The organism is Caulobacter sp. GW821-FHT10F06 (assembly GCF_058809215.1).
In genome coordinates, this window is record NZ_JBXASK010000001.1 from 147,743 (window position 1) to 173,277 (window position 25,535).

General features: G+C 69.5%; 18 protein-coding genes and 4 pseudogenes. 17 read left to right on the top strand and 5 right to left on the bottom strand.

Annotated features, from left to right (window positions below):
• Positions 1–145 precede the first annotated feature (145 nt).
• Complete coding sequence (locus tag AC1RUS_RS00670; protein ID WP_492912947.1) at positions 146–1,219, top strand: acyltransferase family protein; 1,074 nt, start codon at positions 146–148, stop codon at positions 1,217–1,219.
• A gap of 14 nt (positions 1,220–1,233) precedes the next feature.
• Here AC1RUS_RS00670 and AC1RUS_RS00675 read toward each other — a convergent pair.
• A pseudogene (locus AC1RUS_RS00675) lies at positions 1,234–1,377 on the bottom strand (hypothetical protein); the annotation flags it as partial.
• Between the two features lie 22 nt (positions 1,378–1,399).
• On the opposite strand from AC1RUS_RS00675, the gene AC1RUS_RS00680 reads away from it, so the two are divergent.
• The 4 genes from AC1RUS_RS00680 to AC1RUS_RS00695 all read left to right on the top strand — a co-directional run bounded on the left by AC1RUS_RS00680 (position 1,400) and on the right by AC1RUS_RS00695 (position 5,539).
• Positions 1,400–2,170 carry a tyrosine-protein phosphatase gene (locus tag AC1RUS_RS00680; RefSeq protein WP_492912014.1) on the top strand — a complete coding sequence of 257 codons (771 nt, stop codon included), beginning with the start codon at positions 1,400–1,402 and terminating at the stop codon, positions 2,168–2,170.
• Between the two features lie 74 nt (positions 2,171–2,244).
• Positions 2,245–3,702, top strand: coding sequence for an MFS transporter (locus AC1RUS_RS00685; protein ID WP_492912016.1), 1,458 nt, complete (start codon positions 2,245–2,247; stop codon positions 3,700–3,702).
• Positions 3,703–3,827: 125 nt separating this feature from the next.
• A complete protein-coding gene (locus AC1RUS_RS00690; protein WP_492912018.1) occupies positions 3,828–4,937 on the top strand; it encodes a sensor histidine kinase in 1,110 nt (369 codons plus the stop codon).
• Positions 4,934–5,539: a response regulator transcription factor gene (locus AC1RUS_RS00695; protein WP_492912020.1), complete on the top strand. Its 606-nt coding sequence runs from the start codon at positions 4,934–4,936 to the stop codon at positions 5,537–5,539. Before AC1RUS_RS00690 ends, AC1RUS_RS00695 begins: the two co-directional genes overlap by 4 nt.
• A 34-nt stretch (positions 5,540–5,573) precedes the next feature.
• On the opposite strand, the gene AC1RUS_RS00700 is transcribed toward AC1RUS_RS00695, so the two are convergent.
• Positions 5,574–7,820 carry a TonB-dependent receptor domain-containing protein gene (locus AC1RUS_RS00700; RefSeq protein WP_492912022.1) on the bottom strand — a complete coding sequence of 749 codons (2,247 nt, stop codon included), beginning with the start codon at positions 7,818–7,820 and terminating at the stop codon, positions 5,574–5,576.
• Between the two features lie 225 nt (positions 7,821–8,045).
• Here AC1RUS_RS00700 and AC1RUS_RS00705 point away from each other — a divergent pair, with 225 nt between their 5' ends.
• The 8 genes and pseudogenes from AC1RUS_RS00705 to AC1RUS_RS00740 all read left to right on the top strand — a co-directional run bounded on the left by AC1RUS_RS00705 (position 8,046) and on the right by AC1RUS_RS00740 (position 19,794).
• Positions 8,046–8,630, top strand: coding sequence for an RNA polymerase sigma factor (locus AC1RUS_RS00705; RefSeq protein ID WP_492912024.1), 585 nt, complete (start codon positions 8,046–8,048; stop codon positions 8,628–8,630).
• Positions 8,596–9,552: a FecR family protein gene (locus tag AC1RUS_RS00710; RefSeq protein ID WP_492912026.1), complete on the top strand. Its 957-nt coding sequence runs from the start codon at positions 8,596–8,598 to the stop codon at positions 9,550–9,552. The genes AC1RUS_RS00705 and AC1RUS_RS00710 overlap by 35 nt, the downstream gene beginning before the upstream one ends.
• Before the next feature lie 378 nt (positions 9,553–9,930).
• The gene (locus AC1RUS_RS00715; protein WP_492912028.1) at positions 9,931–12,741 is read left to right on the top strand and encodes a TonB-dependent receptor domain-containing protein; all 2,811 of its coding nucleotides are present in this window, start codon (positions 9,931–9,933) and stop codon (positions 12,739–12,741) included.
• 58 nt (positions 12,742–12,799) lie between these two features.
• Positions 12,800–15,973 (top strand): amidohydrolase family protein, encoded by a 3,174-nt coding sequence (locus tag AC1RUS_RS00720; RefSeq protein ID WP_492912030.1) that lies wholly within the window; start codon positions 12,800–12,802, stop codon positions 15,971–15,973.
• A gap of 34 nt (positions 15,974–16,007) precedes the next feature.
• Positions 16,008–17,567, top strand: a complete 1,560-nt coding sequence (locus tag AC1RUS_RS00725) for a flavin monoamine oxidase family protein (RefSeq protein ID WP_492912032.1) — start codon at positions 16,008–16,010, stop codon at positions 17,565–17,567.
• 17 nt (positions 17,568–17,584) lie between these two features.
• Positions 17,585–17,670: pseudogene (locus AC1RUS_RS00730) on the top strand (hypothetical protein); the annotation flags it as partial.
• A gap of 40 nt (positions 17,671–17,710) precedes the next feature.
• Positions 17,711–19,054, top strand: a pseudogene (gene pabB, locus AC1RUS_RS00735) (aminodeoxychorismate synthase, component I); the annotation flags it as partial.
• The gene (locus AC1RUS_RS00740) at positions 19,051–19,794 is read left to right on the top strand and encodes an aminotransferase class IV (RefSeq protein ID WP_492912034.1); all 744 of its coding nucleotides are present in this window, start codon (positions 19,051–19,053) and stop codon (positions 19,792–19,794) included. The pseudogene pabB and the gene AC1RUS_RS00740, both read left to right, overlap by 4 nt.
• Here AC1RUS_RS00740 and AC1RUS_RS00745 read toward each other — a convergent pair.
• The 3 genes from AC1RUS_RS00745 to AC1RUS_RS00755 form a co-directional block, all read right to left on the bottom strand.
• Entirely contained in the window at positions 19,784–20,359 is a 576-nt protein-coding gene (locus AC1RUS_RS00745; protein WP_492912036.1) for a TadE/TadG family type IV pilus assembly protein, read from the bottom strand. The two genes, AC1RUS_RS00740 and AC1RUS_RS00745, sit on opposite strands and share 11 nt — an antisense overlap.
• Positions 20,344–20,922: a TadE/TadG family type IV pilus assembly protein gene (locus AC1RUS_RS00750; protein ID WP_492912038.1), complete on the bottom strand. Its 579-nt coding sequence runs from the start codon at positions 20,920–20,922 to the stop codon at positions 20,344–20,346. Before AC1RUS_RS00750 ends, AC1RUS_RS00745 begins: the two co-directional genes overlap by 16 nt.
• 100 nt (positions 20,923–21,022) lie before the next feature.
• Entirely contained in the window at positions 21,023–21,388 is a 366-nt protein-coding gene (locus AC1RUS_RS00755) for a pilus assembly protein N-terminal domain-containing protein (protein WP_492912040.1), read from the bottom strand.
• 319 nt (positions 21,389–21,707) lie between these two features.
• Between AC1RUS_RS00755 and AC1RUS_RS00760 the strand changes: the two genes are divergently transcribed.
• The 4 genes and pseudogenes from AC1RUS_RS00760 (at position 21,708) to AC1RUS_RS00775 (ending at position 25,528) form a co-directional block, all read left to right on the top strand.
• Positions 21,708–21,887, top strand: coding sequence for a Flp family type IVb pilin (locus AC1RUS_RS00760; RefSeq protein WP_492912042.1), 180 nt, complete (start codon positions 21,708–21,710; stop codon positions 21,885–21,887).
• A gap of 180 nt (positions 21,888–22,067) precedes the next feature.
• A pseudogene (locus AC1RUS_RS00765) lies at positions 22,068–22,571 on the top strand (A24 family peptidase); the annotation flags it as partial.
• A gap of 405 nt (positions 22,572–22,976) precedes the next feature.
• Positions 22,977–23,885, top strand: a complete 909-nt coding sequence (cpaB, locus tag AC1RUS_RS00770) for a Flp pilus assembly protein CpaB (RefSeq protein ID WP_492912044.1) — start codon at positions 22,977–22,979, stop codon at positions 23,883–23,885.
• Complete coding sequence (locus AC1RUS_RS00775; RefSeq protein WP_492912046.1) at positions 23,882–25,528, top strand: type II and III secretion system protein family protein; 1,647 nt, start codon at positions 23,882–23,884, stop codon at positions 25,526–25,528. The genes cpaB and AC1RUS_RS00775 overlap by 4 nt, the downstream gene beginning before the upstream one ends.
• Positions 25,529–25,535: the final 7 nt, after the last annotated feature.

Sequence of the window (25,535 nt, forward strand, 5' to 3'; positions counted from 1 at the left end):
AAGATGGAACGCCACGCGGCGCTTTTCCACCCGGGCCGGCTTTGTTAAGGCCATGGGCGTGACCGTTCCCGCTTCGCCTTCCGACTCCGCCAAGTCGCCTTCGCCCGCGTTCGCGACCTTCACGGCGGCGCATGTCCACCAGGCCGTGCGCGGCGGTGCGCTGGACTTCCTGCGCCTGCTGGCCTCGCTGCTGATCGTCCTCTACCACTTCGGGGCCGAGAGCCCGATGCGGATCGAGCGCTTCCACCAGGTGTTCTCGCGCGGCTTCCTGGCCACCGATTTCTTCCTGATGCTGTCAGGCTATGTGCTGGGCCGGGCCTATGGCGCCTCGACCCTGTCGGGCCGCATCACCCCCGCGCGGTTCTGGCTGCGGCGCGCCGCCCGGGTCTGGCCTGGGCACCTGATGGTGCTGGCGGCCATGGCGGTGCTGGTCCTGGTGCTCAACAGCGTCGGCACCGACGCCCACAAGCCCTCGCGCTTCGCCTGGGACCAGCTGCCGGTCCAGGCCCTGCTGATCCACGCCTGGGGGGTGCCCAGCGACGGCTGGAACCTGCCCAGCTGGTCGCTCTCGGCCCTGATCGTCTGCTACGCGATCTTCCCGTTCATGTGGAAGGCCGCCAACAAGGTCCGCCACCCGGTGGTGCTGCCGCTGACGGCGCTGGCGGTGGTGATCGTCTTCGAGATCATCGCCCGCAAGGTGTTCAACCACGCCCTGGCCGACATGCCGTTCCAGTTCGGCGTCGTGCGGGCGCTGCCGCTGTTCGTGCTGGGCGTCTGCCTGGCGCGCGCGGTCGAGATGAACTGGCCGTCTGAGAAGGCGGCCCGCGCCCTGCTGTGGGGCGGTGTCGCGGTGCTGGTTGGCTGGCAGGTGCTGGACCGCTACGCCCTGCCGGACGTGCTGATCTTCGACCTGCCGAGTCTCGCGGCCATCGCCTGCATCGTGCTGGGCGCCGGCCGGCTGCCGGTCAAGCAGCCCCGCGCCTGGATCGAGGAAGGCGCCAAGCTGTCCTTCGCCCTGTTCATCACCCACATCCTGGTCGGCGTGATCTATTGGAGCGCGGTCCACAAGCTGATCGAGAAGGTGCCGATCGGCATCGGCTGGCAGTGGCTGATGTGGCTGGCGGGCTTCCCCCTGGCCTATGGCGTGGCGTGGGCGTTTCACACCTATGTCGACCAGCCGCTGCAGGATCGGTTGGCGCCGTGGCTTAGGCGCAATTGATTTCCTAAAAGCTTGTCATCCCGGAAGCCTCGTAGAGGCTGTCCGGGACCCAGGAGCCGACGCACCGCCGTGGCCCCTGGGTCCCGGCTCTCCGCTGCGCTGCGGCCGGGATGACAAGAATTTTGCGGATTCGATCTTAAGCGACTTCGTGTTGCCAACGCCTCGCGCTAACACCCCGCCATGACCCGTCTGATCCCGCTGCAAGGCGTCGAGAATCTCCGCGACTACGGCGACTACGCCGCCGGCGCGGGGCGTTTGAAAAAGGGCGTGCTGTTCCGCGCCGCCCACCAGGCCGAGGCCACCGACGAGGACCTCCAGGCCCTGGCGGCCCTGAACATCGCCACCCTGGTCGACCTGCGCCGGCCCAACGAGCGGGAGCGTTCGCCGTCGCGGCGTTGGGAAGGCTTCGCCGCTCAGTTGATCGAGAACGACCAGGGCTCGCCCGACGACCCGTGGCACGTCTTCCTGCAGACCTCCGACCTCTCGGTGCAGTCGCTGCGGGACTACATGGTGGAGTACTATCGCCGCCTGCCGTTCAAGGAGCGCCACCAGGATCTCTTCCGCCGCTACTTCCTGGCGCTGGCGGAAGCCAAGGGCCCTGTGCTGATCCACTGCGCGGCGGGCAAGGACCGCACCGGCGTGCTGGCGGCCCTGACCCATCACGTGGCCGGGGTGAGCGACGACGACATCATCGACGACTACCTGCTGACCAATGACGAAGGCCGGTTCGAGCGGCGCGGGCCCAAGTTCATGCAGGTGATCCATGAGGCCACCGGCCGCGCCATCGCCGAGGACGCCATGCGCGCGGCCATGGGCGTGGAGGCCCAGTACCTCGCCACGGCCATTGCGGTGATCAAGGACCAACACGGCTCGCTGGACGGCTATCTGGAGCAGGCGCTGGGGCTCGACGCGCGGACGCTCGAGGCGGTGCGGGGGCATATTCTTCTGTAGGTGACAAACGCGCGTTTAAGTTCCACGCTCGACCTTATGCGCCGCGCAAGACGGCGTCGTGGATAGGGCAGGGCATGAACGAGACCACAGGCACGCCGCCGGGCGTGGCCAATGTCGCGACCGACGCGAGCCTGGCCGAGATCAGCCCTGCGAAGGGGCTCTCCAGAAGCGCGCTCAGCTGGATCCTGCACCAAGGCTCGCGCGACCCCTATGTGATCCTCGTCACCATCTACATCTTCGCCCCCTATTTCTCGCGGGTGCTGATCGGCGATCCGGTCAAGGGCCAGGCGGCCGTGGCCGAGATCGCCATGGCCTACGGCCTGATCACCGCCGCCACCGCCCCGCTGCTGGGCGCCTCGATCGAGCAGTACGGACCGCGCAAGCCGTTCATGCTGGCGATCCTGGCGATCATGGTCCCGCTGCTGCTGGCCCTGTGGTGGGCGACGCCCGCGGGTGGGCTTCCGGTGGCGCTGGTCGGCCTGTTCCTGACCGTCCTGGGCATCGCCTATAACTGGGGCGACGTGCTCAACAATTCGCTGCTGGCGCGGGCCTCAGGGCCGGGACAGGAGCCGGTGCTGTCGGGCCTGGGCTACGCCCTGGCCAACGCGGTGTCGGTGGCGACCCTGATCTTCATGCTGTGGGGCTTCGTGCTGCCCGGGGCGGTCGACTGGCCCGGCGTGCCCAAGGCCCCGCTGTTCGGCATGAGCTCCAGCGACCACGAGCCCAGCCGTCTTTCCGCGCCGCTGTCGGCGATCCTGATGGGCCTGGGCGCGATCCCGTTCTTCCTGTGGACCAAGGACGCGGCCCGCACCGGCGCGACCATGGTCCAGAGCCTGCGCCACGGGGCCAAGGTGCTGGCCGACACCTTCGGCAATCTGAAGGGCCACAGGGACGTGGCCACCTATCTGGGCGCGCGGATGCTGTACTGCGACGGCATGACCGCCCTGCTGATCTTCGGCGGTCTGTTCGCGGCGGGGCTGATGAAGTGGGGCGAGCTGGAGATGCTGGCCTATGGCATTTCGCTGAGCATCTTCGGCGTGCTGGGCGGCCTGGTCGCGCCTTGGTTCGACCGTGTGCTGGGCCCGCGCCGGGCGGTGCAGGTCGAGATCGCCGGGGCGATGCTGGTGCTGATCGGCACCCTGGGCATGGGCCGCGAGAAGATCTTGTTCTTCTGGAGCTGGACCGCCGCCGAGCATGCGCCGGTGTGGAACGGCCCGTTGTTCCGCACCCTGCCGGAGCTGGTCTATCTGGGCCTGGGCCTGTTGGTGGCGGTGTTCGTCACGGCGCAGTACGCCTCGAGCCGCACCCTGCTGGTGCGCCTGGCGCCGCCCGACCGGATGGCGGCCTTCTTCGGCCTCTACGCCCTGTCGGGCCTGGCCACCGCGTGGCTGGGATCGATGCTGGTCGCCCTGGCCACCAAGATCTTCGCCAGCCAGGTGGCCGGTTTCCTGCCCATCGTCGGCCTGCTGCTGCTGGGCCTGATCGGCCTGTTCTTCGTGCGGGGCGGCGAGCGCCTGCCCGAGGCGGGGTGACGCCCGCTGGGTGACGCCCCCTTGGGTGACGCCCCCTGGGTGACGGATGTCACCTCGCCGTCGTGACGTCCCGCCCTTGACCGCCGCGGCGGCCGGGCGCGAGATCGGGCAAACGCGAGGACGACGTGCTGAACCCCCACTTTGCGATCTCTGGCGCCGAACCTCCGGAGCGCCGGCGGCTGCGCCGCGTGTGGGGCCTGGTCTTTCTGGCGTACCTGCCGTTCTATTTCATCGCCTGGCTATTCCGCGCCCCCAGCCAGCTGGAGGTGACGGTCTCGATCGTCGCCCTGGTCGCCTTCCTGGCGGTGTTCGTGCAGGTGTGGTTCCGCTCCGACCGGCCCCGCCTGTGGCATGTGTTGGCCGTCTTCGCGATCGGCATGGCCCTGTCGCCGTTCAAGGTGGGCTGGAGCGTCTACACCATCTTCGCGATGTCGTTCGCCGGGCGGCTGGCCTCGCGGCGCACGGCGATCGTCGCGCTGGTCGCCATGGAGGCCGTGGTGCTCGTGGCCGGGCTGAGCATGCTGCGCGAGGCCTGGACGGTCTGGCTGTCGGGCGTGGTGTTCGGCGGCATCACCGGCGTGGCCGGCATGGTCCAGAGCGATCTGGAGCGCAAGAACGAGGAGCTGGCCGTCGCTCACGAGGAGGTCCGCACCTTGGCCGCCACGGCCGAGCGCGAGCGCATCTCCCGCGACCTGCACGACCTGCTGGGCCACACCCTGACACTGGTGGCGGTGAAGGCCGAGCTGGCCGCCCGCCTGGTCAGCCGTGACGCCGCGGCGGCCGAGCGCGAGATGCAGGCCGTGGCCGCCGCCGCCCGCGAGGCCCTGGCCGAGGTGCGCACGGCCGTGGTCGGCATGCGCGGCGCCTCGCTGGCCGCCGAGATCGAGCGGGCCCGCCAGGCCCTGACCGCCGCCAATGTCGCCGCCGAGGTCTCGGCCGCCACCACCGATGGCGATCCCAAGCGCGAGGCGGTGCTGGCCATGGCCCTGCGCGAAGCGGTCACCAATGTCATCCGCCACGCCGGCGCGTCGCGCTGCGAGATCCGGCTCGAGGTCCAGCCGGCCGGGGTGCAGCTCAGCGTCGCCGACGACGGAACGGGCGGGCTGGTCACCGAGGGCTCGGGCCTGCGCGGCATGCGCGTGCGCCTGGCCTCGATCGGCGGGGCGCTGGAAGTGGTCTCCGACCGGCGCGGCACCCGGCTGTCGGCCTTCGTCCCGGCGGAGGCCGCCTCGTGATCCGGGTGGTGATGGCCGAGGACCAGCAGATGGTCCTGGGCGCGCTGAGCGCGCTGCTGGAGTTCGAGGGCGACATCCAAGTGGTCGGCCGCGCTCCCGACGGCCGCGCGGCGCTGGAGCTTGTGCGCGCCGAGAAGCCCGACGTGCTGATCTCCGACATCGAGATGCCGCACCTGACCGGCATCGACGTGGCCCGGCAGCTGAAGGCCGACGGCTCGTCCACCCGGGTGCTGATCGTCACCACCTTCGGCCGGCCGGGCTATCTGCGCCGGGCGCTGGATGCGGGCGTGAAGGGCTATCTGCTGAAGGACGGCCCCAGCAGCGTGCTGGCCGCCGCCGTCCGCGCCGTGGCCGCCGGCGGGCGGGCCATCGCGCCGGAGCTCTCCGACACCGTCTGGGACGCCGCGCCCGATCCCCTGACCGACCGAGAGCGTGAGATCCTGCGGCTGGCCGAGGCGGGGCGCTCCAACCGCGAGATCGCCGCGGCCCTGGCGCTGTCGCACGGCACGGTCCGCAACTACCTCTCCGAAGCGGCCCAGAAACTGGGCGCCGCCAACCGCGTCGAGGCGGGGCGGATCGCCCGGTCGAACGGGTGGCTGTAGATCCTCCCCCTCTGGGGGAGCATCTATCGAAGCCCTACAGCCCGATCCCCGGCGATGGCGGGGTGAAGTCGAAGGCTGGTTCGCGGGGGCGGCGGGTCTGCGGGCCCTGACCGCCAAAGCCCCAGGTCAGGCCGACATACAGCGTGCGCAGGTTCAGCTCCTGCACGCGGCGGTCGCGCAGGGCCGGGGTGTCGATGACCAGCTTGTCGCCAAAGCTGTTGAGCGCGTCCTGCACCGTCACCACGCCAGACAGGCGGTCGTTGAACTTGTGACGGTATCCCAGGTTCAGCATGCCGGTCGGCTCGCGATAGCCCTGCGGCGTCAGGCGTTTGCCGATGGCGAAGCCGCTGACCTGGACGAAGTCCTTGGGCGTGGCCTGCAGGTTCAGCGCCGCATACCCGGAGACCACGTAGTCCGAGCGCTTGTCGGGGAAGCCCAGGTCGCTGGCGGCGATCTGGTTCCAGGCCGCGTTGCCGCTGATCGTGTAGGAGAGCTTGGGCGTCAGGCGGGCGTTGGCCACCAGCTCCAGCCCGCCGCTGCGGCTCTTGGCCAGGTTCTCCTTGGTGGTCAGCAGCACGCCGCCGCCCTGGTCGCGGACCACGTCGGTGACCCCGTCGCGGGCCTCGCGCCAGTAGAGCGTGGCCAGATAGAAATTGTAGCCCTTGCGGGTCTGGTAGGCGGTCTCGAAGGCGTCGGTGACCTGCGGCTTCAGCCGCGAATTGCCCTGCCGATAGGTGTAGGGGTCCTGGTAGATCCGGTAGGGGTTGAGGTCCTGAGCGGCCGGCCTCTGGATGCGCCGGCTGTAGCTGGCGTTGACCTGGGTGGTGTCGTCCAGCCGGTACTGGGCGTGGAAGGTGGGATAGGCGCGCAGGTAGTCGTAGCGGTCCTTCAGGCCCGAGGTGATCTGGTCGGTGTCGACCTTGGTCTCCTCGATCCGCAGGCCCGGCATCAGGGTCAGCTTGCCCATCGGCCGGTTGTAGGTGGCGTAGACCGCCTGCACCGTCTGGTCGTAGGCGAAGCGGTTGGTCAGGGACGGATCGACCACCAGCCCACCAGCCGTCGGGCCGCGCGCGCCGAAATTGTCGTAGGCGTTGTCGTCGATCTGCAGCTCGTAGCCCATGACCAGCTTGGCGCCGCCCGGCAGGGGTCGCTTGTACTCGGCCTTCAGGCGGGTCTGGTCCAGCACATCGCCGGTGCGGATGTTTTCGACATAGGCCGAGGCGGTCGGCAACTGGACGGCGCCGAGGTTGTGGCTCTCCTGCCGGTCGCGGGTGCGCTCCTGGCTGAGGTGGATGGTGGCCTCGTGCTCGTCGCCGGTGAACTTGCGCCGCCAGTCGCCCGAGACCCCAGTGGTCTCGCGCTCCAGCTGGCCGCGTCCGTCGCGGCGATAGCGGGCCACGGGAACGCCGGCGCCGTCGCGGCCGTCATAGGCCGAGCTGGCCGCCGAGGTCTGTCGGGTGTCGTTGTAGCGCAGCTCGGCGCTCAGCCGGGTCTTCTTGTCGAGGTCGTAGTCGATCCCGGCCCGGGCGTTGCTGGACCGGCTGACGGCGGCGAAGTCGACGTCAAGATCGCTGCCCGCATAGAGGCCCCCTGCCACCAGCCGCGCGCGCTGGTCGTCGATCGAACCCTTGACCTTGTCGCGCCGGAAGCCGGCGTCGCCCGACACGGTCATCTTCGGGGTGTTGTGGGCGACGCTGATCGAGCCGTTGCGGCGGCCCTCCAGTCCGACATTGCCGCGCACCGAGCCGGTCCAGCCCACGCCCTTGGCCTGCTTGGTGATCAGGTTGATGATCCCGGCGGTGCCCTCGGGGCTGAAGGCGGCCGACGGGTTGGTCATCACCTCGACCCGCTCGAACTGGTTGGCGGGAATCTGCTGCAGCATCTGGCCGCGGTTCTCGCCCCGGAACATGCCGGACGGCTTGCCGTCGATCATGATGGTGACGTTGGGATCGCCGCGTAGGCTGACATTGCCCTGCACGTCCACCTGCACCGACGGCACGCCCCGCAGGGCGTCGGCGATCGAGCCGGTGGTGGCCTGCAGGTCCTTGCCCAGGCCGTAGCTGCGGCGGTCGATGGAGCTGGTGATGGCCTGCGACGACGAGGGGGCGGTGACCGTCACGCCCTTCACCTCGGTCCCGGCATCCTTCCTGGCCGGCGGCGCGGAAGGCGCGGTCGGGGCCTGGGGGCGGACCTGGGCCTGGGCGGCGGGCGCCAGGGCGATCAGGCTGGCGGCGGCCAGCCAGGCGGCGCGGCGCGGGCCCGGTCCGGTCGAGACGGTCATCGGTGTTCTCCTGTTGTCGCCGGGACCGTGCGCCAGGGCGGTCGAGCGTTGCAGTGCCGGCGATCATCCGCACGAGGTGACACTTGTCAGGTCAGACACGCCCGTCGAGGTGACCGCCGCAGGGCGCCGGGCCGTCAAACGGGGAAATCGCGGTCTCGCGCTGTTGCGCGGAACTGGGCGCGGCTGAACGCTGCCCGGCGGTGGGTGTGACCTCTCGAGGCCGAAGTGAAACAGAGTCGCGCTGAAATCGTCGCCTTTGTCGGCGGCCACATCCTGCCGCACGAGGCGGACGTGCGCAGCTGGCTGCGCCGCTCGGGCAGCTATCCCGCCGACATCGACGACATCGTGCAGGAGACCTATTGCCGGCTGGCGGCGATGGACAGCGTGGCCCACATCGCCAACGGCCGCGCCTACTTCTTCCGGACCGCCCGCAACATCGCGATCGAGAAAATCAGGCGCGCGCGCATTGTTCGCATCGACTGCGTCACGGAAATCGACGCGCTGAACGTCGTAGATGATGAACCCTCTCCGGAACGGGTCGTCGCGGGACGGCGCGAACTGCAGCGGGTGCAGCATCTGATCGAAGGATTGCCCGACCGGTGTCGACAGATCTTCACCCTGCGCCGCATCCACGGCGTCTCGCAGCGCGAGGTCGCCGCGCGCCTGGGGGTGACCGAGAACGTCGTCGAGACCCAGGCGATGCGGGGCTTGCGTTTAATCCTGCGGGCCTTATCGGAAGCTTCCGACAAAGATCAGCCGCCAGCCGACACGGGTCATGACCGCGTTCCAGTCCGCAAAAGAGATCGATGACGAGGCGGCCGACTGGGCCGCGCGCATCGATGGTCGCGAGCTGGACGCGGATCGCGACGCCGCGCTGCAGGCCTGGCTGGCCGGCGACCCGCGTCGCTCGGGCGCCTTCCTGCGCGCCCAGGCGGCCATCAGCTTCCTGGATCGCGGACGGGCCTTGGCCGGCGCGGCGCCCGATGTCGCTTCCGTCCGTCCCAGCCGCCGGGCCCTGCTGGCCGGCGGCGGCGGAGCCCTGGCGGCGGCCGTCGCCGGCGGCGCGGCGTTCCTGACCCTGCGGCCGCAACGCCTGGGCACCCGGCTCGGCGAGATCCGCCGCGTGCCCCTGGCGGACGGTTCGCTGGTGGCGATCAACACCACCTCGGCCCTGGACGTGTCGATGAAGCCCAAGGCGCGGCAGATCCTGCTGCGCCGGGGCGAGGCCTGGTTCCAGGTCGCCAAGGACGCCGAGCGGCCGTTCGTGGTCTCGGCCGGACGCGTGCGCGTGCGGGCCGTGGGCACGGCCTTCTCGGTGCGGCGCGGCGGGGACGGCGTCGACGTGATGGTCACCGAGGGCGTGGTCGAGACCTGGATCGAGGGGCAGGCCGGCCCGCGCCAGCGCCTGTCGGCCGGCAATCGCGTGCTGCTGGCCGGCGCCAGCGCCCCGGTGGTGGCCGAGACCCCGTCCGAGATCGAGCGCAGCCTGGCCTGGCGCAACGGCGAGATCGCCCTGGACGGTGAAAGCCTGTCCGACGCGGCCGGCCAGTTCAACCGCTACAACACCCGCCAGATCGTCATCGACGACGCCGATCTGGCCCGCGAGCGCTTCGTGGGCCTGTTCCGCACGAACGAGCCGGAAAGCTTCGCCGCGGCCGTGGCGGCCACCATCGGCGCCAAGGTCAGCGAGGACGACAAGATCATCCGCCTCAGCCGCGATCGTCTGTCGTAATCATCGCGACCGCCTGAAGTATTTTCAGGAAGAATAGATCTTATATCGATTCACGATATGAGCAAAGCTGCTTCGTGCTCGATTTTATATTGATTGAGCCGCAAGCACAAAGACCGCCACCTCCTTCGAACACATCTGAGGGGGATGATGATGCGCGGTCTGAATTCACATTTCGGCGTCGCTTGCGATGCGATGACATCAGAAGACGGCGATCCGCCGCACGCGAAACGGGCGCCCGCCGACGGCGATGGCGCAAAAGCGGGCGTGTTGCACCGACGTCGGAACATTCTCCCGATCGATCGCCGGAAAAGCGGTCGGCGACCCTCGTCCTGTCAGGAGGCCGCGCTTGGCGGACCTCGGATCGATGGGGGATTGTCGATGAGCGAATGGAAACGCGCCGCCAGCCGCAGGCTGCTGTGCGCCGCATCGGCCGTGTGGGCGCTGAGCGCCGGCGCGGCCCTGGCCCAGACCCTGCCGTTCAAGATCGACTCCCAGTCGGCGGCCACGGGCATTCCGCAGTTCGCGCGCCAGGCCGGCGTCCAGATCCTGATCCAGGCCGAGGCCGCCCAGGGCCGGCGCACCGCGCCGGTGCGCGGCGACCTGCCGGTGCCCGAGGCCCTCAACCGCCTGCTGGCCGGCACCGGCCTGGTGGTTATCTCCAACGACGGCAAGACCATCATCCTGGCCCCGCCGCGCGCCGGCCTGGTCAAGGCCCGCTGGTCCAGCGGCGCCGACGCGGCGGCCGTCGCCGCGACCGCGCCCGAGCCGGCCGTCGTCCCCGAGACCCCTAGCGTCATCGAGGAGGTGATCGTCACCGGCACCCGCTCGACCTCGCGAACGGTCACCCAGAGCATGGCGCCGATCGACGTGCTGTCGGCCGCCGAGCTGACCAAGAGCGGCAAGCAGTCGACCCGCGACCTGATCTCGACCCTGGTGCCCTCGGCCAACACCTCCAACAGCGGCGCCGGCGCCAGCTTCGCCATCAAGACCGTGTCGCTGCGCGGCCTCAGCGCCGACCAGACCCTGGTGCTGGTCAACGGCAAGCGCCGGCACAACACCGCCATCCTGTTCGTCAACGGCACCACCCAGAACGGCCAGTCGCCGCCCGACCTGGACCTGATCCCCTCAGCCTCGGTCGAGCGCATCGAGGTGTTGCGCGACGGCGCCTCGGCCCAGTACGGCTCCGACGCCCTGGCCGGGGTGATCAACGTCATCCTCAAGGACGACGCCGAGGGCGGTTCGCTGACCGCGCTCTACGGCAAGACCGGCGAGGGCGACGGCGAGACCGGCCAGATCTCCGGCAATTTCGGCTTCAAGCTGGGCGAGAGCGGCTATCTGAACCTGACCGGCGACGTGCGGATAAACGACATCACCGACCGCGGCGACCTGACGCCCAACACCACGGTGATGTACTTCCCGCTCAACGCCCTGGGCCAGCCGGTTCGTGTGGGGACGGCGGGGTCGACGCCCGACCCGCGTGAGGCCACCGCCAACCGCCACACCAGCCACCCCGGCTCGCCGGCCGTGCAACTGTTCTCGCTGGGCTACAGCGCCGGCTCGCAGATCACCGACGACCTGAAGGTCTATTCGTTCGGCACCTTCGCCAGCCGCAACACCGCCGCCTGGCTGACCTATCGCAACCCCAACGCGGCCGGCAACATCACCGCCGTGACGCCCGACGGCTACACCCCGCGCCTGTTCCTGAAGGACCGCGACTTCCAGGTCGCCGTCGGGGCCAAGGGCAAGGGCGTGCTGGGTTTCGACTGGGACCTCAGCTCGACCTTCAGCCGCGACGACGTCGGCTATTACGAGAATTCGCTGAACGCCTCGATGGGCCCGGCCAGCCCGACCCACTTCTACATCGGCACGCTGAAGTTCCAGGAGTGGACCACCAACCTGGACCTGACCCGCGAGGTCAGCACCGGCCTCTTCGAGCGCCCCACCTTCGTGGCCCTGGGCGCCGAATATCGCGACGACCGCTTCCAGATCGAGGCGGGCGAGCCGGCGTCCTACGTCAACGGCGGCTATGTCGCGCCGGCCACCAGCCCGCAGGCTGGGATCGTGTTCGCCGGCGGCTCGCAGGGCGTGACCGGCTTCCCGCCGTTCTCGGCCGGCATCTTCTCGCGCAACAACGCGAGCGCTTACGCCAACCTGGAGCAGAAGATCACCGACAAGTGGGAAGTGGCCCTGGCCGGGCGCTTCGAGCGCTATTCCGACTTCGGCGACGCCAAGACCTTCAAGGCCTCCAGCCGCTATGCGATCCTGCCGGGCCTGGCGATCCGCGGCACGGCCAGCAGCGGCTTCCGGGCCCCGTCGCTGCAGCAGCAGCACTACGCCTCGTCCAGCACCATCGGCGTGATCGTGCCGCCGGCCACGACCACCCAGCTCTATCCGGTGCAGCTGCTGCCGCCCGATAACCCCGCCGCCATCGCCCTGGGCGCCAAGCCGCTGCGACCCGAGAAGTCGACCAACTACTCCGTCGGCCTGGTGGCCCAGCCGCTGTCGCGGCTGAACATCACGCTCGACGTCTATGAGATCAAGATCAAGAACCGCATCCTGCAGAGCGGCACCTTGGGCCCCAGCACGGCGGTCAGCGCGGCCCTGGCCAGCCAGGGCCTCAATCCCCAGCAGGCGGCGTTCTACTACGGCAACTTCGCCGACACGACGACGCGGGGCGTGGACCTGGTCGCCGACTACCGGACCGATTTCGGCGACTTCGGCTCGGTGCGCTGGACGGCCTCGGCCAACTTCAACAAGAGCAAGTTCGATCGCATTGTCTCGCCGCCCGCGGCCCTGGCGGCGGCCGGCATCGTCTATATCGACCGCGTGAAGATCGGCGACCTGACCGTCGGCACGCCCAAGGACAAGTACATCTTCGGCGCCGACTGGACGCTCGGGAAGTTCGACACCAACCTGCGCCTGACCCGCTATGGCGAAGTGATCCAGCGCACCTCGCTGGCGGCCAACGACGAGACGGTCAGTCCCAAGCTGATCGCCGACCTCGACCTCAGCTACGCGGCGACCGACGCCATCACCGTCAGCGTCGGGGCCAACAATCTGCTCAACGCCTATCCCGACAGCGTTCGGGCCGCCAACCGCGGCACGCCCGCCTTTGCCTACTACAATCAGTACTCGCCGTACGGGATCAGCGGCGGCTTCTACTACGTGCGCCTGGCGGCGAAGTTCTAAGGTTTGGTTCGCCGGTCCGGGCCGCGGGGCCTGGACCGGCCTTTTGGCGAGCAGACGCATGACCCAGGATTCCTCGAACGGCGTCAGCCGCCGCCGGCTGTTCTCGCTGGGCGGCGGTGCGATCGCCGTCACCGGCGCCGTCGCCCTGATCCCGCCGGCCGAGGCCGCCGCCGCGCCGGCGGTCACTGCCGACACCCGGTTCGCCACGGCGGTCGAGGGCACCAACATCTGCGCGGCCGTCTCGCCGAACGGCTCGACCGTGGCCTTCGACGTCTACGCCATGCTGTGGGTGCAGCCGCTGGCGGGCGGACCGGCCAGGCGCCTGACCGACGACATCTTCGAAATCTGCCAGCCCGACTGGTCGCCGGACGGCAAGACCATCGCCTTCCAGTCCTATCGCGACGGCAATTTCCACATCTGGTCGATCGGCGCGGACGGCTCTGGCCTCAAGCAGCTGACCCAGGGTTCGTTCGACTGCCGCGAGCCGCGCCACAGCCCCGATGGCCGCAAGATCGCCTTCTCCTCGGACCGCGATGGCGGTCGTTACAGCATCCAGATCCTCGACCTGGCGACCGGCGCGATCACGCCGTTCAGCAACGGGACCACCGATGAATTCGAGCCGTCCTGGTCGCCCGACGGGAAGAGCATCGCCTTCACCGTCGACAAGGTGCGCATCGACGTCCAGGACGCCGCCGGTGCGCGGCGCACCGTGGGAAAGGTCAAGGTCTCGGCCGACCGCTTCAACGCCGCCTCTGTGGCCAGCCCGGCTTTCACGCCCGACGGTTCCGACTTGATCTATACCGCCATCGAGGACGGCAAGGCCGAGCTGCGCAGCGCGGCGTCGGGCGCGCTCGTCAAGGGCGAGGACGTCTTCCCGTTCCGCGTCTCATGGCTGGCTTCGGGCGAGTTCGTCTACACCGCCGACGGCAAGATCCGCCGCCGCAGGATCGGCGGACCGGCCCAGGCGGTGGCCTTCTCGGTGACCGTGCCGGTGATCCGTCCGCGCTACGACAAGAAGAGCCGCGACTTCCTGTCGGCCAAGGTCCGGCCTGTGGTCGGCATCGGCAGTCCGGCCCTGTCGCCGGACGGCAAGTCGATCGTGTTCCGGGCCCTGAACGATCTTTACCTGCTGCCGATCGGCGGCAAGGCCCTGGCGCTGACCAAGGACAACTACAGCAAGGTCGATCCGGCCTGGTCGCCCGACGGCAAGACCCTGGCCTATTCCACCGACAAGGGCGGCAGCCTCGACATCTGGCTGCGCGACCTGGCCAGCGGCGAGGCCCGTCAGCTGACCCGGTTCGACGGGGCTGCGGTGTCGAGCGCCTGGTCGCGCGACGGCAAGCGTATCGCCTTTCTCAGCCAGAACGGCGGGCTGTTCGTGGCCGACGCGACGACCGGCGAGACGCGGCGCCTCTACGCCGATCTCTGGGAGCCGGGCAAGCCGACCTGGGGGCCGGGCGACAGGACCATCGCCTATGCCGCCTTCAAGCCCTACACGGCCCGCTTCCGCGAGGGGCTGAGCGAGATCCTCACCGTCGATGTCGAGACCGGGAAGGGGACCTATGCGCCGGTCGCGCCGCACCGCTCGCTGGGCACGCGCGGCGACGACGGCCCGGCCTGGTCGCCCGACGGCCAGAGCCTGGCCTATGTGTTCGCCAGCCGCCTGCATCTGTCGCCGGTCGACGCGACCGGCAAGTTCACCGGCCCGCCCAAGGCGCTGAACGACGAGGTCACCGACGCGGTCAGCTGGAGCGGCGACGGCAAGCTGCTGCTCTACATTTCGGCCGGCCAGCTCAAGCTGATCCTGGCCGAGGGCGGCGCGCCGCGGGTCGTGCCGCACGGCCTGACCTGGTCCAGCCTCAAGCCCAAGGACCGCCTGCTGGTCCAGGCCGGCAAGCTGTGGGACGGCCGCTCGCCCGAGCTGCGCCACGACGTCGACGTGCTGGTCGACGGCGGCAGGATCGTCTCGGTCTCGGCGCGGGGCGCGGCCGCTCCCGAGGGCGTGCGGGTGGTCGACGCCAGGGCCTTCACGGTGATGCCAGGCCTGATCGACATGCACACCCACCGCCAGATGCAGGGCTACGGCTATGGCGACCGGGAAGGGCGGCTGTGGTTGTCGCTGGGCGTGACCACCACCCGCTCGCCCGGCGGTCCGGCCTATCACACGGTCGAGGACCAGGAGGCGATCGAGAGCGGCGCCCGGGTGGGCCCGCGCTACTACGCCACCGGCGAGGCTATCGACGGCTCGCGGATCTTCTACAACTTCATGCGGCCGGTCACCGAGCCGGGCCAGATGGCGCTGGAGATGAAACGGGCCGAGGCGCTGTCCTACGACCTGATCAAGACCTATGTCCGGCTGTCGGGCAAGCGCCAGAAGGAGGTCATCGCCTGGGCCCACGCCAAGGGCCTGCCCCTGACCTCGCACTACCACTATCCGGCCCTGGGTCTGGGCATGGACGGCATGGAGCACCTGGGCGCCACCAGCCGCACGGGCTATTCGCGCACGGTCAGCGCCCTGGGCGCGACCTATCAGGACGTCACCGCCGCCTTCCTGGCCAGCAAGGCCTCGCGCACCCCGACCTTGTTCACTTCGACGGCCCTGCTGGGGGACGACCGTTCGCTGGTCGACGACGACCGCGTCCGGGCGCTCTATCCGCCGTGGGAATACGCCCGCCTGCTGGAGCGGGCCAAGCAGATGGCGGTCGCCGACCGCACCACCATACTGGCCACGCTGGAGCGCAACGTCGCCGAGGTGGCGCGCACCGTGCGGGCCGGCGGGCGGATCGTGACCGGCACGGACTCGCCGATCGATTTCAACGCCGTCAGCCTGCACATGAACCTGCGGGCCATGACGCGCTTCGGCATGTCGCCGTTCGAGGCCCTGGTCACCGCCACCAGCGCCTCGGCCGACTATCTGGACGAGCCGCTGGGCGTGGTTGCGCCGGGCGCCTATGCCGACCTGATCGTGGTCGAGGGCGACCCGCTGGCCCGAATCGAGGACGCCGCCAAGGTGCAGACGGTGATCAAGCACGGCCAGGTGCTGAGCATCGCCGATCTGGTCGCTCCGTTCGCAGACCACGCCGCGCACGCGTCCCTGGACGAGCAACGGCGCTTCGTTTGCGAGGCGACGCCCGACTACTGGTGGCACGACCCGGCCTATCTGGCCCAGGCTAAGGCCTCATGCTGCGATGGCGCTTGCGGCTTCGCGCCAAGCATGGGCGTGCTGGTCTAGAGGTCTTCGAATTCAAAGGGTTGGGGAAACGACGATGGGCATTTCACGACGCGGATTTCTGACGGCGGTCGGCTCGGCCGGCGGCTATGGCGCGCTTTACACCACGATGATGGGGCTGGGCCTGCTGGCCGCGCCCCGGGCCTATGCCGGCCCGCCGAAGCTGCCGGCCGGCAGCGGCGCGGGCAAATCGGTGGCCATCCTGGGGGCGGGGATCGCCGGGCTGGTGGCGGCCTACGAACTCAGGAAGGCCGGCTACGCCGTGACCGTCCTGGAAGCCCGCGACCGTCCGGGCGGCCGGGCCTGGTCGGTGCGCGCCGGCTCCAAGATCGTCCAGACCGGCCGACCCGATCAGCTGGTCGACTGGACCGCCGGCAAGAACGACTATTTCAACGCCGGCCCCGCCCGCATACCGCAATGGCACCACGCCATCCTCGGCTACTGTCAGGAGCTGGGCGTGCCGCTGGAGGTGATGGTCAACGCCAACCGTTCGGCCAAGCTGGACTTCGCCGGCCAGGTGGTCACCGAGCGCCAGGCGGTCAACGACACCCGCGGCGCCTTCACCGAACTGCTGGCCAAGGCCGTCGACAAGGGCGCGCTGGATCAGGAGCTGACCGGTCTCGATAAGCAGAAGCTGCTGGGCTACCTGTCGGCCTATGGCGACCTGTCGAAGAACGCCTACACCGGCTCGACCCGCGCCGGCTTCAGCGCCTTCCCGGGCGGCTACGACCATCCCCCGGCCGGCGGCCCGCCGCTGAAGATGGCCGACATGATGAAGTCCCAGTTCTGGGGCGCCAGCCTGATCTTCGAAGAGATCATCGACATGCAGGCCACCATGCTGCAGCCCGTGGGTGGCATGGATCGGATCTCCTACGCCCTCTACGAGCAGGTCAAATCGGTCGTGCAGTTCGAGGCGGTGGTCAAGGAGCTGCGCAAGACCCCTAAGGGCGTGAAGATTGTCTATGGCGACGGCTTCGGCGATCACGCCCTGGAGGCCGACTTCTGCATCTGCACGATCCCGCTGCCGGTGCTGAGCAAGATCCCGTCCGACTTCTCGCCGCGCGTGAAGTCGGCGATCGCGGCGGCCGAATATCACCACGGCACCAAGGTGGCCTGGGAGAGCCGGCGGTTCTGGGAGCAGGACGACTTCCAGTACGGCGGCCTGGGCTGGACCGACGAGGCCAACGAGCTGGTCTGGTATCCCAGCGGCGGCATCGGCGAGAAGACCGGCATCCTGGTCGGGGCCTATTCGATCGGCTTCTCGGGTCCGACCAATCCGCCGAAGTACGCGGCCATGTCGTTCCAGGAGCGCTTCGATCTTTCCCGGAAAGTCATCGAGAAGTTCCACCCCGGCCATGGCAAGGAGCTGACCAAGCCCTTCACCGTCTCGTGGATGCAGACGCCCTACAGCGAGGGCGTGGCCGTGGGCTGGACCGACGCCCAGCGCTCGACCGACTATGCCGAGCTGTGCAAGCCGGACGGGGCTTTCTACTTCGCCGGCGAGCACATGAGCTACATCAACGCCTGGCAGGAAGGCGCGGCCCTGGCCTCGCATGAGGCCATCAAGCTGATCCAGAAGCGGGTTTCGGCGGCTTAGGGGCGGGAAGCGGAAACCTCGTCCTTCGACAGGCTCAGGATGAGGTTTCCGACTGACGTGCGCCAAAAGCAGGCCTCACCCTGAGCTTGTCGAAGGGCGAGGCCCTTGGTCGCGTTTCGCCGGCGGATTGGTGTATCAACCCGGCCATGCGCCGCGTCGCTCTCCTTTCCGCCCCCTGGCGCGAGCCGGTGTGGGCGTTGCAGCCCTTCCGGGACGAGCCGTTCGCCTGCGCCCTGCTGTCGGGTGGCGGCGAGCGGTGGTCGTATCTGCTGCGCGCGCCGTCGCGGACCCTGGCGGTTGACGCCGCCGAACCGCGCGATCCGTTCCAGGCCCTGGCCCAGCTGCTGGGGCCGCGCCTGCCGGTCGATCCCGAGGGGCCGCCGTTCCAAGGCGGCGTGGTGGGCCTGGGCTGCTACGAGCTGGGCGACCGGATCGAGGCCTTGGGCCTTGGCCGCACCGGCTGGCCGGACCTGACCTGCGCCCTCTATCCGGCCCTGCTGGCCTTCGACCATCGCGAGCGCCGTGTGGTGGCGGTCGGCCGAGGCGACACCGACGGCGAAGCGGGCGAACAGGCGAGCGCGGCCCTGGCCTGGCTGGACGAGGCCAGCGACATGCGGCCGCCGATCGAGGGGGCGCTGTGCGCGGCCCTCTCCGCCACGGATGGGGAGGCCTATGAGGCCGCGGTCGCCCAGGTGGTCGAGCGCATCCTGGGCGGCGAGATCTTCCAGGCCAATATCGCCCGCGCCTGGACGGGTCGGCTGGCGGCCGGGGCCGATCCCTTCGATCTCTTCACGCGCCTGCGCGGCCAGAGCCCGGCGCCGTTCTCGGCCTATTGGCGGTTGGAGTATCGGGCCCTGATCTCCAACTCGCCCGAGCGGTTCCTGAAGGTGTCCGGCGCGGACGGCGTTATCGAGACTCAGCCGATCAAGGGCACGCGCCCTCGTGGCGCGGATCCGCGGGAGGACGCGCGCCTGGCCGCCGAGCTGTCGGCCAGCGCCAAGGACAGGGCCGAGAACCTGATGATCGTCGACCTGATGCGTAACGACCTGGCGCGGGTCAGCCCGCCCGGCAGCGTCAAGGCGCCCGAGCTGTTCCGCGTCGAGAGCTTCGCCAATGTCCATCATCTGGTCTCGACCGTGACCGCGCGGCTGTCGCCGGGCCTGGCGGTCGCCGACCTGCTGCGGGCCAGCTTCCCGCCGGGCTCGATCACCGGCGCGCCCAAGGTCCAGGCCATGAAGGTCATCGCGAGCCTGGAGCCGCCGCGCGGACCCTATTGCGGTTCGCTGTTCTGGGCCGGGCTGGACGGGAGCTTCGACTCCAGCGTGCTGATCCGCACCGTCGGCCTGGAGCGCGACGACGCGGGCTGGGCCCTGGAGACGCGGGCCGGGGCGGGCATCGTCGCCGACAGCGACCCGCACGCCGAGCGCCTGGAGACCGAGGCCAAGATCGCCGCCCTCAAGCGCGCCCTGACGGAGACCGCCGCATGATCCCGCTGGACGATCGCGGCCTGCTGCTGGGCGACGGGCTGTTCGAGACCCTGCTGGCCGTCGACGGGGCGATCCCGGACCTGGAGGCGCATCTGGATCGGATGGCCACCGGCTGCGCGACGCTGGGCCTGCCGCCTTTGGACCGCGAGACCGCTCGCACCCTATGCCTGGCCGCCCCGCCGCCCACGGGCCGCGCCGCCGTGCGCCTGACCCTGACGGCCGGATCGGGCGGGCGAGGGTTGGATCGACCCGATGCGCCGACGCCCCGCCTGGTCGCCACGGCCGCGCCGTCGCCGCGCGTCGAGACGCCGGCCGCGCTGATCATCGCCGCCACCCGCCGCAACGAAGGCTCGCCTGCGTCGCGGCTGAAGACCCTGTCCTATGTCGACGGCGTGCTGGCTCGGGCCGAGGCCCGAGCGGCGGGCGCGGACGAGGCGGTGATGCTGAACAATCGCGGCGAGGTCGCCTGCGCGGCGGCGGCGAACCTGTTCTGGGTCGAGGACGATCGGCTGGTCACGCCGGCCTTGGCGTGCGGCGTGCTGGCCGGCGTCGCCCGGGCCCGGGTGTTGGCGGCCTTCGCGGTCGAGGAGGTTGTGGCCGATCGCGCGCGGCTGGAGGCGGCGCAGGCAGTGTTCCTGACCAACAGCCTGATCGGGGCCCGGCCGGGCTCGCGCCTGGGCGAGCGGACGTTGCCGCCGCATGGCCTGGTCGAGCAGGTCGGCCTGCTGCTTAGCCGGTGACCCGCATCACCGTCTCCGACTTGCGCGGGCGCAAGTAGAAGGTGCGGCTGAAATTGATCGTCGAGGGCAACACCAGCTTGATCGGCGAGGTGTAGGCGTAGCTGGCCTTGGCCACCACGACGCTCTGGCTGGCGGGCAGCACGCCCACCGGCACGACGCTGGCGGCCAGCACCGTGCCCTTGGCCGGGCAGTTGGCGTGGCTGTTGGAGTTTTCCATCCAGTCGACCGTGTCCTTGCCGGTCGCGTCCGACGAGACGCTCATCAGGCACATGCGGAGGGTCGAGGTCGGGAAGGGGGCCAGGATGGCGGTCCCGATGGTGAAGATGTCGGTGCGGCGCGCGTCGGTCAGCTGGGCGCTCTGGGCCACCAGATCGCCGATCGACGAGGCGATGTTGCCGACCCGGCGCTGGGCCATCATGACCTGGCTCAGTTCAGCCATGCCGCAATAGAAGACGATCAGCACCGGAGCGATCAGGGCGAACTCCACGGCCGAGACGCCGCGGACGTCGCGCCAGAAGCCGGACAGGCCGCGCTTGCGGCGGGGCTTGGTCACGTGGTGGGGCATGTCACCGCCGTGGCTGGCGTGTCGGAATAGGGCTCGTTCGAGAAGGTGGTGGCGGCCGTGATCAGGCGCTTGCCGCTGGAGGCCTGCAGGCCGGTCTTCATCAGCGGCGTGATCAGCGGCCAGGTGTAGTAGGCGCGGACCAGCACAATCGAGCCGGGGCCGCCCGGATCCCAGCAGGGCGTGTTGGGCTTGGTTGCGCCGACGCTCGAGCTGGAGTTGGAAAAGCCGGTGAAGGTGCGCACGTCGACGCTGAGCGCGCTGGAGCAGGCCGATCCCAGCCAGCTCATCCGGCCGCACATCGCGGTCTTGAAGGTGGTCGCGGTGCCGCCGGCCGTCTGCAGCTCGCCGGTGCGGATCATCCGGCCGGTGTCGATGACGGCGTTTTCCAGGGTCAGGGAGACCAGGGAGACCAGGGCTAGCTCCAGGATCGCGAAGATCAGCAGCAGGAACGGCATGGCGACCAGGGCGAACTCGACCGTCGTCGCGCCGCCGCGCGCGCGGGCGAACCGCGCCAGCAGGCGGCGCCGGCGCGCGAAGCGGTGAAGTCGCGAGGCCTCGGCCATGACGGGTTCGGTTTCCTGGTCCGCCGGAGGGGCGATGTCTGAAGTCTAGCCGCTTGGCCCTAATCAGTGGTTTAGGCGCACCCGTACGCGCGTGAGTCCGTTAGCGCGGGGTGACGCGCGTGCACTGGTCGCCGCAGGTGTAGGTCGCCGCGTTGGCCGCGCCGCGATAGACGGTCAGGGCGCCGCCGTTCTCGGACACCTGCACCTGACGGCTGGCCACGGTCCGGCCCGAGGCGTCGAAGGCCATGATCGAGGTCACGCCCGCGCGCTTGGCCATCACCACCAAGGTCCGCTCGTTGATGACGCTGACGTCGGCCACGGTCGGATCGGCGACCACGACGTCGCGCACCGCGCCGTTCATGCCCAGCTGCATCGTCTGACCGGTGGTCAGGGGCAGGTCCTGGGCCGAGGCCTGGGCGCCGACAAGGGCGAAAAGGGCGGCGATGGCGAGGGGCAGGCGGCGCATGACGGTTCCAGTTCGGTGTCCGGGCGTGTTCGAGACTGACTTTGAATGGTCAACAAAAGACTAAATCAGTCCCTGCCGCGACAACGTGACCATTGCTGGAATCCTTGATTCAAAAGGCTTTTGCAGAGCTTTCGAGTGGTGTGGTTAAGGACAAATAATGGTAAATGCAAATAAACCAACAGAATCTTCGCGAAAACTATTCCGACGTTTACTGGCCATTAAGTGAGGTGGGCGAAATTGATCGTGTTTTCGGGGGTGAGCAAGTCAACACGGCTTGAAGACCTCAAAATCAACCAACGATGATTTAGGAGATCAAGTCATGTCGAAGTTTGTCACCCGCTTCCTGAACGACGAATCCGGCGCCACGGCCATCGAATATGGCCTGATCGTCGCCCTGATCGCCGTCGTGATCGTGACCGCCGTCACCACGCTGGGCACCAAGCTGAACCTCGCGTTCACGAAGGCCAGCACCGCGATGGGCACCGCCGCCGGCAGCTAATCGCAGCCAGCGCCTCGAAAAAAGAGGGTCGAGACTTCGGTCTCGGCCCTTTTTTTTGGCTTTCGCCCCGCGCCCAGAGGTCGCGGGCCGCGATGCAAGAAGAGGCTCAAGACGAGGCGGTGGGAAACCATTGCTTCACCTGCTCGTCCCAGTATGGGGCGGTCAAAAAGGCGCCATCCGATGCTCGCTCTCCAGATCCCGCTGTTGATGATCTTCCCGGCCCTGGCCATCACGGCCGCCCTGAAGGACGCCACCAGCTACACCATCCCCAACTGGATCTCGCTGGCCCTGATCGCGGCCTTCGTGCCGGCGGCCGCCGTCAGCGGCGCGTCCCTGCCGGCCATCGGCCTGTGCCTGGTCGCGGGCGCCTGCGGGCTGCTGCTGGGCATGGGCATGTTCGCGGCCGGCTGGATCGGCGGCGGCGACGCCAAGCTGTTCGCGGCCTCGGCCCTGTGGATCGGTCTTTCGGGTTCCGTGACCTTCATGCTGGTGACCGGCCTGGCCGGCGGGGCCGTGACCCTGCTGATCCTGGCCCTGCGCACCGGCTGGATGGCCCCCATCGTCGCCGGCGGTCCGGCCTGGCTGCGCAAGCTGTGCGCCCAGGGCGGCGACCTGCCCTATGGCGTCGCGATCGCCGTGGGCGGCCTGGCGGCCTTCCCCGAGGGGCCGCTGGCGGTCAGCCTGCGGGCCGGCGGCCTGAACACCCTGATGATCATGCTGGCCACGGGCGCGGCCGGTTGCCTGGTCGCCGTCCTGGCGGTAAATCTCAAGTCGGGCCGATTCAATCCGGCCCTGGCCCGCGTCGCGGCGTGGGGTCGCAGCGCCATGGCCGGCCTGAAGGCCGGTCGCGCCTCCGCCCAGACCCTGTCGGGCTCCGCCCACTAGGCGAAGAGGGCTCGGCCAGGTCGAGTCCGCGTCAGCCTGTCGCGCTGGCCTATCGACTCAAGGTCGTAAAACTTTAGCCGGTGTTAACCATGCCCAGGCGACCATGAGAGCGGCCAGAAAGGCTGACTGACGAATCGCGTGCGCCGTCCGGAAGGGCATTGCGCGTGAAACCTCGCTTCTCGTCGCGAAAGCCTGTTACCGCGCATGAACCCTGTCCGCCTCTTGATCGTCCTGGTCGCCGCCGTGTCGGCCATCGGCCTGGCCGTGGTGATGCAGCGCGCGTTCTCCGGCAAGCAGACCGCCGCGCCGATCGCCGCGCCCGCGCCGGCCGGCAAGCCCATGACCCAGGTCCTGGTGGCCAAGCACGACCTCGCGATCGGCGCCCGCCTGACCGGCGACGACGTCGCCTGGCAGCCCTGGCCGACCGAGTCGGTCAACGCCGCCTTCATCACCAACGGCGCGGCCCTGCCCAAGCCGGAAGGCGCCAAGGGCGCCGTCGCCACCGTCGCGACGACCGCGAGCGACATGATCGGCGGCGTCGATCCGGCCAAGGCCGTCGAGGGCGCGATCGTTCGCGACCCGATCCTGACCGGCGAACCCATCACCCCCCGCAAGATCGTCCGCGGCGGCGACGGCGGCTATCTGTCCGTCGTCCTGATGCCCGGCAAGCGCGCCATGGCCGTGCCCATCACCTCGGAGACCGCCGTCGGCGGCTTCGTGCTGCCCGGCGACCGCGTCGACGTGCTGCAGACCCACGACGCTCCGATCCCGGCCGGCGAGAACAGCTATGGCGGCAAGCAGCTGGTGGCCGAGACCATCCTGCAGAACGTCCGCGTCCTGGCGCTGGACCAGAGCACGGCCGCCGAGAAGGACGCCAAGTCGATCGTCGCGGCCACCGCCACCATCGAGGTCAGCCCCGTCGACGCCGAGGCGCTGGCCAAGGCCAAGGCCATGGGCCCCGTCACCCTTTCGCTGCGCGCCTATACCGACCTGGGCGGTCCGTCCGGCGTCACCGCCGCGCGGCCCGTCGCCCAGCGCAAGGCGCAGCAGGAGCCCGTGGTTGTCCGCGTCAATCGCGGCGGCCTGACCAGCAACATTCCGGTGCTCCCATGAGCCGCCTGACCATGAGCCATCCGACCATGATCCGCCGACTCGCCGCGCCCCTGGCGGGCCTGCTGACCCTCAGCTCGGCCACGCCGCTGCTAGCCGACGGCCCCGTCGCCGGTTCGCACGTCTACCGCCCCGCCGCCCGCGTGGTCCAACCCGCGCGCGCCCCGGCCCCGATCCCCGTCGCGTCCGCGCCGCTGCCCACGCCCGACCGGGTGCTGAGCATCGACCTGACCGCCGGTCCGGGCGCGCGGGTGCTGGACCTGCCGCTGGGCAAGTCGGCGATCATCGAGCTCCCCGCCGACGTGCGCGACATGCTGGTCACCAACCCGCTGGTGGCCGACGCCGTGCTGCGCAATCCGCGTCGCATCTATGTGCTGGGCCTGGCCGCCGGCGCCACCGACGCGGTGTTCTTCGACGCCGCCGGCCGCCGCATCCTGCAGCTGAACATCCGGGTCGGCCAGGACACCAGCCTGCTGTCCTCGACCCTGAACAACGTGGTCTCCGGCGGAACGATCAAGGTCGTGCCGCTGAAGGACAGCGTGATCCTCAGCGGCATGGTCATGAACGCCGCCGACTCCGAGAAGGCCTCGCGCATCGCGGCCCAGTTCGTGTCGTCGCCGGACAAGGTGCTCAATATGCTGAGCATCGCCGGCAAGGACCAGGTGATGCTGCAGGTGCGCATCGTCGAGGTGCAGCGCAATGTCATCAAGCAACTGGGCGTGGACCTCAACGCCGTGCTCGGCCAGCTGGGCGAGACCCAGTACAGCTTCGGCTTCTCGCCGACCTACGGCGTCAACGGCAGTCTGCTGGGCGGGGTGACGGGCGGCTATTCGACCGACACCACCAAGCAGCCCGAAGTGATGAAGTACAACCCGATCACCAACGCCTGGGACCTCCCGGCGGTGGATCGGGAAAGCGACATCGCCACGATCCAGAACACCGCCGGCAGCGCGGGCCTGAACTCGGCCAAGGGCATGATCCAGGCGTTCGAGCGCGTGGGCCTGGTGCGCACCCTGGCCGAGCCGAACCTGACCGTGCTATCGGGCGAGGCGGGCACCTTCCTGGCCGGCGGCGAGTTCCCGGTTCCGGTCGCGGCCGACAGCACGGGCAAGGTCACCGTCGAGTTCAAGCCCTATGGCGTGGGCCTGGGCTATACGCCCGTGGTGCTGTCGGGCGGCCGCATCTCGCTGAAGCTGTCGACCGAGGTCTCCGAGCTGACCAGCCTGGGCGCCTATTCGATCACCACCAGCAGCAACACCCTGGTCGTGCCGGGCCTGTCGGTCCGCCGAGCCGAGACCACGGTCGAACTGCCCTCCGGCGGCTCGCTGATGATCGCGGGCCTGCTGCAGCAGACCACCAAGCAGACCATCGACGCGATCCCGGGCATGACCAACATGCCGGTGCTGGGCGCGCTCTTCCGGTCGCGCGACTTCCTGAACGGCGAGACCGAGCTGGTGATCATCATCACCCCGATCATCGTCGACCCGACCCGGCCCCAGAACCTGCAGACCCCGGCCGACGGCCTGCGGATCGCGGGCGACATGAGCACGACCCTGCTGGGCCGGCTCAACAAGGTGGTCAAGGCGCCGGTCGGCGCGAACGCGGGCCGCGCATACCAGGGCCCCGTCGGCTACGTGATCGAGTGAGGACGCG

Bases quoted from the DNA above. Each gene is read 5' to 3' on its own strand.
- AC1RUS_RS00725 (WP_492912032.1), top strand. From the start codon at position 16,008: ATGGGCATTTCACGACGCGGATTTCTGACGGCGGTCGGCTCGGCCGGC.
- AC1RUS_RS00715 (WP_492912028.1), top strand. From the start codon at position 9,931: ATGAGCGAATGGAAACGCGCCGCCAGCCGCAGGCTGCTGTGCGCCGCA.
- AC1RUS_RS00700 (WP_492912022.1), bottom strand. From the start codon at position 7,820: ATGACCGTCTCGACCGGACCGGGCCCGCGCCGCGCCGCCTGGCTGGCC.
- cpaB (WP_492912044.1), top strand. From the start codon at position 22,977: ATGAACCCTGTCCGCCTCTTGATCGTCCTGGTCGCCGCCGTGTCGGCC.
- AC1RUS_RS00680 (WP_492912014.1), top strand. From the start codon at position 1,400: ATGACCCGTCTGATCCCGCTGCAAGGCGTCGAGAATCTCCGCGACTAC.
- AC1RUS_RS00755 (WP_492912040.1), bottom strand. From the start codon at position 21,388: ATGCGCCGCCTGCCCCTCGCCATCGCCGCCCTTTTCGCCCTTGTCGGC.
- AC1RUS_RS00750 (WP_492912038.1), bottom strand. From the start codon at position 20,922: ATGGCCGAGGCCTCGCGACTTCACCGCTTCGCGCGCCGGCGCCGCCTG.
- AC1RUS_RS00685 (WP_492912016.1), top strand. From the start codon at position 2,245: ATGAACGAGACCACAGGCACGCCGCCGGGCGTGGCCAATGTCGCGACC.
- AC1RUS_RS00760 (WP_492912042.1), top strand. From the start codon at position 21,708: ATGTCGAAGTTTGTCACCCGCTTCCTGAACGACGAATCCGGCGCCACG.
- AC1RUS_RS00745 (WP_492912036.1), bottom strand. From the start codon at position 20,359: ATGCCCCACCACGTGACCAAGCCCCGCCGCAAGCGCGGCCTGTCCGGC.
- AC1RUS_RS00720 (WP_492912030.1), top strand. From the start codon at position 12,800: ATGACCCAGGATTCCTCGAACGGCGTCAGCCGCCGCCGGCTGTTCTCG.
- AC1RUS_RS00775 (WP_492912046.1), top strand. From the start codon at position 23,882: ATGAGCCGCCTGACCATGAGCCATCCGACCATGATCCGCCGACTCGCC.
- AC1RUS_RS00710 (WP_492912026.1), top strand. From the start codon at position 8,596: ATGACCGCGTTCCAGTCCGCAAAAGAGATCGATGACGAGGCGGCCGAC.
- AC1RUS_RS00740 (WP_492912034.1), top strand. From the start codon at position 19,051: ATGATCCCGCTGGACGATCGCGGCCTGCTGCTGGGCGACGGGCTGTTC.